The sequence below is a fragment of the Allobaculum sp. JKK-2023 genome, from assembly GCF_034745455.1.
Classification (GTDB): domain Bacteria; phylum Bacillota_I; class Bacilli_A; order Erysipelotrichales; family Erysipelotrichaceae; genus Allobaculum.
Map to the genome: position 1 here is coordinate 3,464,296 of NZ_JAYERV010000003.1, position 12,278 is coordinate 3,476,573.

At 46.5% G+C, this 12,278-nt stretch carries 10 protein-coding genes; all 10 read left to right on the forward strand.

The window, feature by feature from the left end; translation table 11 throughout:
* Positions 1-28: 28 nt before the first annotated feature.
* A complete protein-coding gene (locus U4956_RS13915) occupies positions 29-1,264 on the forward strand; it encodes a hypothetical protein (RefSeq protein ID WP_323091314.1) in 1,236 nt (411 codons plus the stop codon).
* A 340-nt stretch (positions 1,265-1,604) separates the two neighbouring features.
* On the forward strand, positions 1,605-3,860 hold the full coding sequence (gene pnp, locus U4956_RS13920) for a polyribonucleotide nucleotidyltransferase (protein WP_323091315.1): 2,256 nt from the start codon (positions 1,605-1,607) through the stop codon (positions 3,858-3,860).
* Positions 3,861-4,646: 786 nt separating this feature from the next.
* Complete coding sequence (locus U4956_RS13925) at positions 4,647-6,035, forward strand: Sapep family Mn(2+)-dependent dipeptidase (protein WP_323091316.1); 1,389 nt, start codon at positions 4,647-4,649, stop codon at positions 6,033-6,035.
* Positions 6,032-6,670 carry a tRNA (guanosine(46)-N7)-methyltransferase TrmB gene (gene trmB / locus U4956_RS13930; protein ID WP_323091317.1) on the forward strand — a complete coding sequence of 213 codons (639 nt, stop codon included), beginning with the start codon at positions 6,032-6,034 and terminating at the stop codon, positions 6,668-6,670. The genes U4956_RS13925 and trmB overlap by 4 nt, the downstream gene beginning before the upstream one ends.
* A 29-nt stretch (positions 6,671-6,699) precedes the next feature.
* Entirely contained in the window at positions 6,700-7,035 is a 336-nt protein-coding gene (locus U4956_RS13935; RefSeq protein WP_323091318.1) for a thioredoxin family protein, read from the forward strand.
* Positions 7,036-7,038: 3 nt separating this feature from the next.
* Entirely contained in the window at positions 7,039-8,121 is a 1,083-nt protein-coding gene (locus U4956_RS13940; protein ID WP_323091320.1) for a hypothetical protein, read from the forward strand.
* Positions 8,121-9,440 (forward strand): UDP-N-acetylmuramate--L-alanine ligase, encoded by a 1,320-nt coding sequence (locus U4956_RS13945; protein WP_323091321.1) that lies wholly within the window; start codon positions 8,121-8,123, stop codon positions 9,438-9,440. The genes U4956_RS13940 and U4956_RS13945 overlap by 1 nt, the downstream gene beginning before the upstream one ends.
* Before the next feature lie 529 nt (positions 9,441-9,969).
* The gene (locus U4956_RS13950; protein ID WP_323091323.1) at positions 9,970-10,449 is read left to right on the forward strand and encodes a hypothetical protein; all 480 of its coding nucleotides are present in this window, start codon (positions 9,970-9,972) and stop codon (positions 10,447-10,449) included.
* 2 nt (positions 10,450-10,451) lie between these two features.
* Positions 10,452-11,204 carry a hypothetical protein gene (locus U4956_RS13955; RefSeq protein ID WP_323091324.1) on the forward strand — a complete coding sequence of 251 codons (753 nt, stop codon included), beginning with the start codon at positions 10,452-10,454 and terminating at the stop codon, positions 11,202-11,204.
* Positions 11,201-12,208 carry a LacI family DNA-binding transcriptional regulator gene (locus U4956_RS13960; protein WP_323091325.1) on the forward strand — a complete coding sequence of 336 codons (1,008 nt, stop codon included), beginning with the start codon at positions 11,201-11,203 and terminating at the stop codon, positions 12,206-12,208. The genes U4956_RS13955 and U4956_RS13960 overlap by 4 nt, the downstream gene beginning before the upstream one ends.
* Positions 12,209-12,278 lie beyond the last annotated feature (70 nt).

Consider the following 12,278-nt stretch of genomic DNA (forward strand, 5'->3'; position numbering starts at 1 on the left):
GTCTGTTTTAGAAAAAGGAAAAAAGATAATGATGAATCGATCTCTACAAAAAATGACAGGTGCAGCCATGGCGGCGCTGCTCTCCTGCAGCCTGTTGAGTGCCTGTTCGAGTGCACCGGTAAAAGTCACCGAAGAAAACGCACCAAGTGAACTGTTAAAGAAAACTGCCGCGATTACCAGCGACTCTGCTTCACAGGACGTGGTAGATGTCTTTCGTTCGTTGATTGATGCCACCAGCAAGGAAAGTGATCATCGACTGATCTTTACGGAAGATGTCAACAGTAAAGGACTTTCCCTGGACAGTGAGGACTTATCCACAGTAGAAAACAGCTTTAAAAACTATGATGTCCGATATGGCAGCGAGAATGCTTTTTATCAGCTGTATGAAGAAGTTTCCGAAGACCAGCCGATCTTTGGTCTGATGGAATCCAGTCCGAAAAACATCACCACAGTTTACATCAATCCAAAAGAAGACGAAGAAGCCAAGGAACTTTTAGGCAAAACCCCACAGGATTTTACCATTGACCAGATCTCCGTTTCCGACAGTGCTTTAAAAGACACCAATGAAGAAGAACTGCGCACAAGCATTGATAATGCAGTTGTCTATCCATTGAATACTCTGCTGGGGGCAAGCCTTGTCCTGCAGCCAACCGATATCCCTTCGATCTATACATATGATCTGGAAAAAATCGGCAATGACTACACCTGGACGATTTCGATCAAGGATGTGGAGGAATACAACACTCAGCTCGATGAAGCGTACCAGGCTGGTTATGGTCATGACCGCAACGATATTCGCGGTGATGGTTCCTATGTTCTTGATTCCTGTGATATCACCGATGTCACCATGAAAATGACCATGAATGAAAATGGCGCCTTAAGCAAGATCTCTATCACCAATAAGTCGACTGCTGTTCTTGATGGCGATTCGGCTGATCTGTACAGCACCGATGAGGTAGAAATCAAGCAGGCGCCCGAAACATGGGGTGAATTCTTCACTGCATTCTTTGACCAGATCAACGACAAGTCGCTGGCCGAAAATGATTCCTTCACTCTGCTAGGGGAGTCGAAGACTGAAAATGATTCCAGCAAAGCTTCTGAATCGAAGGATGAAGAGTCCAAGAAAGAAACCACTGAATCCGCAGCCGATTCTGAAAAGAAATCGGAATCCAAAGCAGACTCTGAAAAGAAATCAGATGCTGAGTCCAGAACCAATTCAGAATCGAAAGAAAAATCGGAAAGCACCAAGTCTGAATCCAAGTAGCAGACTTTAAACGTTTTTTGAAAGAAGAGCTGCCCTGGCAAAGACAACATCAGTCTTTTGAAGCCATCCAGTCAATCAGATCCTTGTCAATTTGAATTTCTGACCATTTCCTTTTTGGGAGATGGTTTTTTTTTCGTTCCTTATTTTCTGCTTTTCCATTCTGCTTTCCGGAATTTTGCAGTCCCGATTTTGGACTCTCCAATGAATGCCTTTACAACATTTTTATGCGAATAAATTACAGTTCGAGCTCAGGAAATTGGAATTTACATGTTTGAGTGATTGTAAAATTTCGTTATGTTATGATGTGCCTTGACAAAATAAGAGAGGTAAATATAACAAGATGTCAAAACAGGTATTTCATCTTGACTTTTGTGGAAAAAACATCACGGTAGAGACCGGTGAAATTGCCAAACAGGCAAGCGGTGCCGTTATTGTCCGTTATGAAGACACAGTCGTCCTGTCCACAGCTGTTGCCAGCCAACAGGCTAAAGAAGGACTGGACTTTTTTCCACTTACAGTCAGCTATGAGGAAAAGCTGTATTCAGTCGGAAAAATCCCGGGTGGATTCTTACGCCGTGAAGGCCGTCCAACTGAACATGCTACGCTGACTGCCCGCATGATTGACCGCCCGATCCGTCCTTTATTTGCGGAAGGTTTCCGAAATGAGGTTCAGGTAGTCAATACGGTCTTATCCGTAGACCAGGATGCTTCGTCTGAAATGGCAGCGATGCTTGGGGCATCGCTGGCTTTATGCATTTCCGATATTCCATTTGGCGGTCCAATCGCCGGTGTGAAAGTTGGACTGATTGATGGCGAATATATCTGCAATCCGGATGCCGAGCAGGCAGAACGCTCTGAAATTGAACTGACCGTTGCCGGAACAAGCCAGGCACTCAACATGGTTGAAGCCGGAGCCAACGAAGTCAGTGAAGAAGTGATGCTGAAAGCTTTGATGTTCGGCCACGAAAAAATCAAAGAACTCTGCGCATTTGAAGAACAGATTATCGCAGCCTGCGGAAAACCAAAACGGGAAATTGAGCTTTATGCTCCAGATCCAGAACTGGAAGCTGCTGTTCGTGAAACTTATGAACAGGATATCCGCCAGGCTGTTTCTATTCCTAAAAAACTCGAACGCTATGAAGCCATCGATACCCTGATTGATCAGTGTAAAGCGCAATACGAAGCCAAAGAGTATGCCACTGAAAAAGAAAAAGCTGAAGCGGTTAAAGAAGCCGGCAAGATCTGCCGTTCGATTGAAGCCGATGAAGTTCGGCGCCTGATTATCGAAGACAAGATCCGTCCCGATGGCCGGGCGGTAGATGAAATTCGTCCGCTTAATTCCCAGGTTGACCTGCTGCCGCGTGTTCATGGCTCTGCTATGTTCACCCGTGGTGAAACCCAGGTTATTTCAGCGACCACCCTTGGGGCGCTCAACGAAAACCAGATTATTGATGATGTGACTGAAGTTGAAAACAAACGCTTTATGCATCATTACAACTTCCCGCCATACTCTGTTGGTGAAACTGGACGCATGGGCTCTCCTGGACGCCGTGAAATCGGTCATGGCGCACTGGGTGAACGTGCACTCTCGAAAGTTCTGCCAAGCGAAGAAGAATTCCCATACACAATTCGTACGGTTGCGGAAGTTACCGAATCCAACGGTTCTTCCTCTCAGGCGTCCATTTGTGCCGGCACGATGTCCTTAATGGCTGCCGGGGTTCCAATCAAGGCGCCAGTGGCCGGGGTTGCCATGGGTCTGATCATGAACGAAGAAACAGGGCAATACACCGTTCTGACTGATATTCAGGGGATGGAAGACCATTTTGGCGATATGGACTTTAAAGTTGCCGGAACGCAGAAGGGAATTACTGCCTTGCAGATGGATATCAAGGTCAAAGGCATCACCAAAGAAGTCTTTGAAGAAGCCCTGGCGCAAGCACACAAAGCCCGCCAGGAAATTCTCGCCAACATGTTAGAAGCAATCCCTGAACCACGCAAAGAACTGTCTCCATATGCACCAAAAATTGCGCAGATGAAGATCAACCCTGAGAAGATCAAAGACGTGATCGGTCCAGGCGGCAAGATGATCAACCAGATCATTGCTGAATGTGACAACGTCAAGATTGATATCGAAGACGATGGATCTGTTGTGATCTACCACAAAGATCAGGAAGCTATCGATAAAGCGAAAGCTCAGATCGAAGCCATTGTCCGCGAAGCGAAGATCGATGAAGTCTATACCGGTAAAGTTGTCCGCGTTGAAAGCTACGGCGCTTTTGTCAACCTGTTTGGCAAGACCGATGGCCTGCTCCATATCTCCAACATTTCCTGGAACCGAGTAGGCAATGTGGAAGATGTTCTGAAAATTGGCGATGAGATTGATGTCAAAGTCACTGATATTGAAGATGGCAAAGTGAAAGTCTCTGCGAAAGCTCTGCTGCCAAAACCAGCAGACTGGAAAGAACCAGAACGTCCCCAGCGCCCACCTCGTAAAGATAACCGCCGTGCCAATGGTCCAAGAAAGTTTGATCACCACAGGCCCAAAGAAGATCAGCCTTCTGACAAACCTGCTCCAAAAGCTGAAGAGACTGAATAAAACTGAATTGAAAATCTGAACCAGGCAGCGATGTCTGGTTTTTTGCGTACCCGCACAAGCAGCCAGATGAGCAGCGCAGCCAAGGGCAGACCACGATTCGTGATGGATTCATGACTGATCCATGCGCGCGGTATGAAGTTTTTTCGTAGAAAATGAATGAATTTCTCTGCCAGAATTTGCCATCGGATGAGATTGGCGTAAGCTTTCTGTCTGACCGGAATTTTGAAACTTTATGACTCTGGCTGAAAAGTGGGTTGGAAAGAGCAGTTTGATATGGCCGAAAACGGATTGTTTTCAAACTTTTTATTGCAAATGCGAAACCAGAAGTGAATTCTTTTGACTTTTTTGGGGCTCTTGTTGGTGAGCTTTCAAGCGAAAGATTGGCTTGTGATAGAATAGTTCTGTTAAGGAGCAGAATGAAAGCTTTAGGAATGGGTTTCTTCCTTTTTACAGAAGGAAGAAACCGGCAGACAGTTCTTGAAGGCTGTTTTCTGAGGGCTGCAGGCTGCCCCGTCTGATTTTCTGTCAGATTAAAAACTATCCTGAATGGTGAAACGAAAAAGATGAATGGTCTGAGAAGTGACTTTTGACTGTCTTTGCTTAAGGCCCTGGCCAGATGGAAGACTGAATCAGTCCGGACAATGAAAAAGCATAAAGGATAAAGAAAGAATACAAAGAATCGGAACGCCTAAAACAGGTTCTGGATCCGAAATAAAGCTGAAAGGAGGCATGCGCCATTTCCCCCCTGGCTGTGTTTCAGTTTGTGGGGATCCCTGCGCAACAACAATGGATTTTAGAAAACTTACTGACGAATACTTTGATCAATATATAAAAGATCTCAATGATCTGGTTTCAATCGAATCTACCCGCGATGTTGAACATGCTGCGCCCAATGCGCCATTTGGTCCTAATGTGGCCAAAGCGCTGGAAACGATGCTTGAAATGGGTAAACGAGACGGCTTTGAAACGAAAAACTACGATGGCTATGCAGGCCTGATTACCTTGGGTGATGGCCAGGAGAGTGTTGGAATTTTAGGCCATCTGGATGTTGTTCCTCTTGGAGATGGCTGGACGAAAAATCCGCTTGCGGTTACCGAAGATCAGGGCTATCTGTACGGCCGCGGTGTTCTGGATGATAAAGGGCCATTTCTGGCTGGTTACTATGCGATGAAGATGTTAAAGGATCTCAACGTTCCTTTAAAACGCAAAGTCATGCTGATTGCCGGTACGGATGAAGAAAGCGGCATGGGTGGAATTCAGGAATACGTCAAGACCGGTCCAATTCCAACAATGGGCTTTACTCCAGATGCTGAATTCCCAGTCATCTATGGTGAAAAGGGCAACCTGCATATCACTCTTGATTCCGACCAGCCTTCCATCATCGAAGACTTCCAGGCCGGCACCAGACCCAATATTGTGATTGCCAAAGCGGATGCCATTTTGAATACAGATCAGTTTGATGAAAATCTGTACAGCTTCTTCTTAAAGACCAATGGTCTGAAAGGCCGCGGCTGGGTAGAAGATGGCAAAGTGCATCTGTATGCCGAAGGCAAAGCCGCTCATGGTTCCTTGCCATACATGGGCATCAACTCCGGTGTTCTTCTGCTCAACTACATTGCCAATGCGTATCACGATAAACTGGCCGGCGAGTTGTATGAACTGCTCAAAGACTGGAAGGGTGTTCCAGAAGGCATTGATGTCAATGGTGTCTACATGGGCTTTTTAACGATGAACCCTGGAATCATCACGATTCATGACGGTCATGCCCATGTCCTGATTGACATTCGATATCCAAACGATACCGAACCAGAAAAGATTCTCAAAGGATTTGAAGAAGCCTGCACAGATTTTGCCAGGGACGTAAAACCAGCGATTGTTTATGCCGGCAAGCCGTTATTTGTCGATCCAAATTCCAAACTGGTCAAAGACCTGATGGCTTCTTATGCGAAATATTCTGGCGATACGTTCTCTCCAGCCATTACCATCGGCGGCGGCACCTATGCCAAGATGTTTGACAACTTTGTTGCCTTTGGCCCTGAAAAGCCATGGGTAAGACCTCCAAAGGGTGTTCACGTTGGTGGATGCCACGAAGCTGATGAAGGCATCAGTGTGGATGCCTTAAAAGAAGCGATCGCTATTTATGCGGATGCGATCGTAAGGCTGGCCAACGAATGAGAATGCGTCGCATTCCCTGGGCGGCAGAGTATCTGAGCCAGAGTGCCTCCCGGGTGTTTGAACCAGCTGAAAAAATCGGCCGCTGGAAAGAGGACCAGCCACAAGGCAGGCTGCATCTTGAAATCGGATGCGGCAAAGGCGGCTATTCCGCCTCGATGGCTGCTCTGTATCCGGAAGATACGTTTGCGGCTGTAGAAAAAAACGAAAGTGCTGCCGGTCTGGCTGCCAAGAAATTTGATGAAGCCGCTCTTGGCAATCTGTCACTGATTTATGGCGATGGTGCCGAACTGGACCAGTGGTTCAAGCCAGGGGAAGTGGATGTCATCCATCTGAATTTTTCCGATCCATGGCCCAAAAAGCGCAATGCCAAACGCAGACTTACAGCCCCTGCCTTTTTGAAGCAGTATCATGATCTGCTCAGCTCCAATGGTCAGATCGTGATGAAAACCGATAATCCGTCCCTGTTTGAATATTCAACCCTGGCTTTTCTGGCAGCCGGATTTGAAATGGAAGAAATCAGTGTGGATTTTCGAAGAGAAGAACATCCCGAAGATCCATTAACCGAATATGAACAGAAGTTTGTCTCTCAGGGCAAACCAATCTATCGTTCAGTCTGGAACAATGGCCATAAGTGAACCGGTAATCCGGAAAGCAATTTAAGAAAGTGATAAATATTATGAAACAGATTCATACCCCTGAAGAAGTCAGTTCTCTCAAGCAGTCGGACCGACCAGTCGTCTTCTTATGGACAGCCAGCTGGTGTCCAGACTGTGTCTATCTGTACCCCTTCTTAGATCAGATTGAAAAAGACAACCCTGACTTTGATTTCTATAAACTAGACCGTGACGAGCTGCTTGATGAAGCAATCGATCAGGAGATCCTTGGCATTCCATCTTTCACCGTTTTCAAAGGCGGAAAAGAATTGGGTCGTTTTGTCTCGAAATTGCGCAAAACCCCTCAGGAAATTCAGCAGTTCTTAAATTCAGTAAAGGAGGCGTAACGCATGGGCTTTAAAGATATGATGAAGTCATTTCTCTATGAAACCGTAGAAGATGAAGACGATTACGAAGAAGAAGAGGAAGTCGTCCAGAACGAACCCAAACGCAGTTTTTTCCATAAAAAAGAAGAAGCAGCCTCCATATCTGCTTCTGAGCCAGAAGCAGTACCCGCTTCTCAGTCTGCACCAGCCCCACAGTCTGCCCAGAGTGCTCCAGTCTATCCAACAACCAACCCTTATGCACAAAATCCACAGGCAGTCTCAACAGCCGCTTCTTTATATTCGGCTGAAGAACTCTATACCACTCCACAGGTAAATCCTGGCACGCCTGAACAATCCAGCAGCTTCTTATCACGAATTGATGAAGCGATGGTGGAAGAAACGCCAAAATCCAGACCAGCCGGCAACGTGCGCCGCGCAGCGAACCGACCACAGCCGAATTATGGCCGTCAGGATTTCTCCAATGTAATTTCGCCAATTTACGGAACCTTTGCGGAAGAGGAGATTATTCCGGAAGCGGTGCACAATGCGGTTGATCTGCCAAAACCTGTGGATGCAACAGAAATGGTCGAAATCATCTCCCCAATCTATGGAACGATGACAGTACCCGCCAACAAGAAAAAGAAAATCCAGCCGGTTCAGGCTGCTAAATCACTTGGCATGGCATCCTCGAAAGGAAAAAAAGCTGCACCGCGCAATAAACAGCCAGAGCGTTATTCTGCTCTTGAAAAGGCCGTCGATGCCGAAAGCAAAGAAGAAATCCCGGCCAAACCTGACCAGGAAGCCGAAGCTGCTCCTGCTTTAGAAGCTGCCCCGGCCACTGAAACACCATCTGCCGCCTCGGTGACTGCTGAAACCACAGCACCAGAAGCCAAAGAAGCCAGACCTGCTTCAAAAGCAGAGAAGACTGCCCCGGCCCGTCCGGCTTCCAGCAGCGTCAGCTACAAGCCAAATAAGCCAGCTTTTACAGCGGATCTTGGCAGCTATCTCTCACGCGGGAGCACCCCTAAAAATCGGGCCGGTGCAAGCCGGGCTGAGTTGTTAGAACCAGTCCTGGAAGAACAAGCGAAAAAAGGAAGCAAAAAATAATGAGAGTTTTCTTTACCGGAATTAAAGGAACCGGCATGGCCGCTTTAGCAGAAATCCTGGATGAACTTGGCCATGATGTTTGTGGTTCCGACATTACGAAATATGTATTTACTGAAGATGGCTTAAAAGAGCGGGGAATTGAAATTCTTCCGTTTGATGCCGACAATATCCAGCCTGGCGATACCGTTATCGCCGGTCTGGCTTTCTCGAAAGATCATCCGGAAATTGAGCGCGCTTTACAGATGGATGATGTCACGGTCTACTGGTATAACGAATACCTTGGCCGCCTGCTTGAAGACTATGAATCGATCTGTGTAGCCGGCTGTCATGGAAAATCCACCACAACCGGCCTTCTGGCTCATATTCTGGAAGCCTGGAAACCAGCTGGCTATCTGATTGGCGATGGTCATGGCCATATGCCGGCAGATGCTGAATATTTTGTTCTGGAGTCCTGTGAGTTCAAGCGCCATTTTCTGGCTTATCATCCGGATTACGCGTTGATTACCAACATCGAACTTGATCACGTCGACTACTACAAAGATCTTGATGATTACATCTCCGCCTTCCAGAGCTTTGCTAACCAGATTAAAAAACGCGCTGTGATCTTTGGTGACGACCCTTATCTCAAAGATCTCCGTTACCCGGTTCCTGTTACCACCTATGGTCTGGAAGAGGAAAATGACTATCAGGGGGTGAACCTGGTTGAAAACGAAAATGGGTCCGAACTGGATGTGAAAAAAGATGGCGAAATTATCGCTCACCTTGTTTTGCATGAATCCGGCCTGCCTTTTGTCTGGGATTCTTTAGGCGCCTTTGTCCTGGCTCATGAACTGGGCATGCCCGCTGACGAAATTGCCCGCCAGATTGCAGACTTCCAGGGGATTGCCCGCCGGTTTGTCATTGAAAAAGTCAAAGACTCGGTTTTGATTGATGACTATGCTCACCATCCAACGGCCATCTCGCAGATGATCCGTTCGGCCCGCAAACGTTTCCCAGGCAAGAAAGTCGTTGCTCTGTACAAACCAGACCGCTATTCCCGGCTGCAGTTCTTCCTGGATCGGTTTGCTTCTTCCTTAAATGAAGCCGACGAAAGTTTTATCCTTGATTTTGGTGCCAATGCCAAGCGTGAAGATGAAACCATCACGGTAACCATTCAGGATCTGCTCGACAGACTGACCAACGGTCGCCTGCTGGAGATTGATCAGGCCAGTGCTGAAATTCTTGAAAAGGCCGGCCCGGCAGTTTATCTGTTTATGTCCAGCAAGAATATCTACCTGCTCAAAGACCTGCTCAAGCAAAGACTGAATTTTGAAGGCTGAGATTGGATGGCTGCAGCCTAAAAATAAAATTTAAAGAAACCGGACGTGATTTCTGTTCTGTGACAGACAATTCGAAAATCCAGCCATGAATTTTCGAAAGGATTTCCAAGCAATTCCGGCCGGATTTACGAAGAATTCAGGCCAATCTGACATTCTTGAAATGTGGGTTTTCCTTACGCAAAGACGCATTGAAAATGCCTACAATGGTAGCGAAGCCTGAAACGATTTTCATCTTCCTGAATCCAGGACGCTTCCATTCGATGAAGGATTCTGACCAGAAGCGAAAAAACACGCGCAGGAATGTCGAAGACTATGTGATGACCAGAAATGGCCATCTTTATCAACAGGAATGCAAAATTGAAATCTGTTCCTGTCGGAAACGTTCGAAATGACCATCGAATGGTCAGGAAACCTCATAAAGCGCCCTGTTCCTTTCAAGCTTTGAAAATTTTTTCATTCCAGCAAATAACAATCGTTGATTGATGGTATAATCCAACGGTAATAGAACATTTGTTAAGGAAGGAAGAGTATGACAATTAATCTGGATGTCCTGATGTATCTTGCAAGGATCGCCTTATGCATTGCCGGCGTGATTGCAGTCATCTATCTGGTCCTGCTGTTCAAGTCTGTCATCGATACGATGGGCGAACTGCAGGAGACACTCAAAGCGGTCAACCGGGATCTGATCAAACTGGAAACCCCGCTGGACACTGTCGGCCAGGTATCCAATACCGTTAACGAAGTCCAGGCTTCCGCAAAACGTGCAGCAATGGGTGCCATCAATGTGTTCTCCAAAGGAACAGAAGTGATTGGCGGCAAGCTGAAAAAAGAGACGGGTCAGCAAGCCAGCACTCCATCACAGACCCAGGAAGTCCGTGACGCTGATGCAATCCAGGCAGATTTTCAGAAAATCACTGAAGATCTCAACAGCATTGTCAAGGATGAAGATGTCATTGCCAAAGACATCTCCTCTAAGGATGCCGATAAACCCGCAAGAACAGGAGACTGAATATGGATGAAGAAAAAAATTTAATTGAAAACGAACTGCCAGAACTGCCAGATCCAAAAGAAGAATCTGAAAAGGCTCCTGAGACGACAGCCCCGGCTGAATCTGAACCAGAAGAAGCCAAGACTGCTCCAGAAACGCCAGCTGATTCTGAGCAGACCGCAAGCGAAGATGCCCGCGCTGCTGCCATTGACGAAATGGAAAAAGCCAGCCAGAAGGCACTGGAAGCCATGCGGGAAAGCGGAAACGAACAGAATGAAGAAGTTGTCGACGATGCGGAAAAGAAGCTCGAAGACATCTTCAGCCAGCTTGATGAATGGCTCAAACACAACACCCAGCCAGAACGCATTAAAGCTGAAATGAAAGCAGCGGCGACGAAAGTCAATGATGTGCTTGAAAAGACAAGAGCCAGTGTAATCAGTGTTGCCCAAAGTGAACAGTTCAAAAAGACCATGGAATCCGGTCATGATTTCTTAATCGGTGCCGGCAGCATGATTGCGGATGGCTTACAGTATGGTTATGACAAACTCATGGAAGTTCCAGAGTTCAAGAAAGCCGCTGACTTTGTTGACAGCCGTGTTGACGATCTGCGCCACAGTGAAACACTGAAAACAATTGTTGACCGGTCCGAAGAAGGACTCAGCCGTCTGAATGAATCGATCTTCAGCGGACTGAAATCATTCTTTGAACCAGCCCATAAAGATGAAGACCTGCCTGATTTACCAGAACAGGATGATAGGACCGAGGATCATCAATGAAGCGAATCACAATTTATGATGTAGCCAAAGAGGCGGATGTCTCTCTGGCCACTGTATCCCGTGTTATTAACGATTCGAGCGTTGTTCGAGAAGATACTCGGCTGCGCGTTCAGGAAGTTATCGAACGACTTGGCTATAAACCAAACGCAGTTGCTCAGGGGCTTGCTCTGTCCAAAACTACAACGGTTTCGATCGTTATGTCGGAAAAGCTGTTGGCTTACAACGCCAAAATTCTCAATGGTCTGATGGACGTTGCCAATATCTACCATTACAATGTCATGTTTCATACCACATCCAAAGGCATCTCCAAGATGCAGGATGTGATTGAATCCATCATCAAATCCCGTGTAGACGGTGTTATTTTATTCAATGACAACTTCTCCGAAGAAGAGATGAATGTCCTCAATGAATATAAGATTCCAATGGTGATTGTCGGTGGTAAATTTGACGGTCCAAAGCATGACCATGTCGGCAATGTCTATGTAGACATTGAAAAAATTGCCAGTCAGCTGGTCAAGGACTATTTTGCCAAAGGAATCGATGATATCGCCATCGTGGAAGATAAACTGAATCTTTCCATGATGAAGCAGATGAAAAAAGGGGCTGAAGAGGCCTTTAAAGAAGCTGGAAAAGAGTTTGAGAACTATCTTTCCTACAACGATACCTACAAGACCAGCTACGAATATTTTTCTGATTATCTCAAAGAAAATAAACCTCACAAGCTCAATATCTGCTTCCGTGATTCCCAGGCTATTGCCCTGCTGAATGCCGCCAAAGAAAACGGCTATAAAGTTCCGGAAGATCTCGAGATCATCACCATCCTCGACTCCAAATATCTGCCAATGATGCGGCCGACCATTACGGCTTACAACATTCCAGATTACGATATGGGTGCACTGGCTATGCGTATGTTAACGAAAATGCTAGTCAGCAACGATGATAAAGGTGTTGAAAAGAGCATTGAAATTCAGGCTTCGCCGCTGATTCGCGAAACCACCAAGTAATTTCGAACCGTATTTTCACTTTTATTTCGTTTCGATCTCTGACCAAAACAGATTCAGGCGATTCTCCACT

Coding starts and splice junctions, on each gene's coding strand:
- U4956_RS13945 (WP_323091321.1), top strand. CDS start 8,121: ATGAGAGTTTTCTTTACCGGAATTAAAGGAACCGGCATGGCCGCTTTA.
- U4956_RS13955 (WP_323091324.1), top strand. CDS start 10,452: ATGGATGAAGAAAAAAATTTAATTGAAAACGAACTGCCAGAACTGCCA.
- U4956_RS13925 (WP_323091316.1), top strand. CDS start 4,647: ATGGATTTTAGAAAACTTACTGACGAATACTTTGATCAATATATAAAA.
- U4956_RS13915 (WP_323091314.1), top strand. CDS start 29: ATGATGAATCGATCTCTACAAAAAATGACAGGTGCAGCCATGGCGGCG.
- U4956_RS13950 (WP_323091323.1), top strand. CDS start 9,970: ATGACAATTAATCTGGATGTCCTGATGTATCTTGCAAGGATCGCCTTA.
- trmB (WP_323091317.1), top strand. CDS start 6,032: ATGAGAATGCGTCGCATTCCCTGGGCGGCAGAGTATCTGAGCCAGAGT.
- pnp (WP_323091315.1), top strand. CDS start 1,605: ATGTCAAAACAGGTATTTCATCTTGACTTTTGTGGAAAAAACATCACG.
- U4956_RS13940 (WP_323091320.1), top strand. CDS start 7,039: ATGGGCTTTAAAGATATGATGAAGTCATTTCTCTATGAAACCGTAGAA.
- U4956_RS13960 (WP_323091325.1), top strand. CDS start 11,201: ATGAAGCGAATCACAATTTATGATGTAGCCAAAGAGGCGGATGTCTCT.